We start from the raw sequence: 950 nt of genomic DNA, 5'->3' as shown, positions 1-950 counted from the left end.
GTGATGCGGTTGGGTGGGATGACTAGCGTGGTGTTGGTAGTTGTCGTGTTGTGCAGGCTTGCGGCAAAACCGGACAGGGTGGGGCTGGCGAAGAGGTTGCGCACTTCGGCCTGCAACCCATCGGCGCGCAAGCGTTCGATCAGATGGATCGCCAGCAACGAGTGTCCGCCGAGCGCGAAGAACTGATCGTCGCGACCGACGTGTTGTACTCCGAGTAGCTCGCACCAATGTGCTGCAATGATGTTCTCGGTTGGTCCTTGCGGAGGCACGAAGTCGCGTGTTGCCAAGGCCTCTTCGGTTGGCGCGGGCAGGGCGCGGCGATTGAGCTTGCCGTTGGGCGTCAGTGGCAGCGCGTCGAGGTGCACGTAAGCAGCTGGCACCATGTAGTCGGGGAGTTGCGCGGCGAGATGGCTTCGCAGTGTTTCGATTGGTAGCGCTGTGGTGGCGAGGTAATAGGCCACCAAGCGGAGTCGTCCGGGTTGATCGGTGCGGGCCAGCAGCACTGCATCACGTACCTGCGGATGGGTTGCCAGTCGTGCAGCGATTTCGCCTGGTTCGATACGCAGCCCGCGGATCTTGACCTGATCGTCGTTGCGGCCAAGGTATTCGAGGACGCCATCGCTGCGCCAACGTGCCAGATCACCAGTCTTGTAGAGCTGCGCGTTTTGCGCGGAGCGGAAGGGATCGGGAATGAAACGCTGGGCAGTGAGCTCAGGGCGATCGAGATAGCCACGTGCGACTTGCACGCCGCCGATATGTAGCTCTCCCGCTACACCAATTGGTACTGGCTGTAGATGCGTATCGAGCACATAGAGCTGCGTGTTGGCGACCGGCGTGCCGATCGGCGTGTTGTCGGGGATATCGTTGCTGGCAGTGCAATCCCAGAAGCTGACGTCGATGGCGGCTTCGGTCGGGCCATAAAGATTGTGCAGTTGCACGCCGGGTAGCTG

1 protein-coding gene is annotated in these 950 nt (G+C 61.3%); it reads right to left on the bottom strand.

Going from position 1 to position 950, the window contains the following annotated elements:
• A partial coding sequence (locus tag FFY45_RS21860; RefSeq protein WP_176342031.1) for a non-ribosomal peptide synthetase occupies window positions 1-950 on the bottom strand: 950 nt, incomplete at both ends.

This window comes from Xanthomonas hortorum, from assembly GCF_011305375.1.
In the GTDB taxonomy this organism is placed as follows: Bacteria; Pseudomonadota; Gammaproteobacteria; order Xanthomonadales; family Xanthomonadaceae; genus Xanthomonas; species Xanthomonas hortorum_E.
The sequence above is the reverse complement of the archived record's forward strand: the minus strand, read 5'-3'. Positions and strand labels throughout refer to the sequence as shown.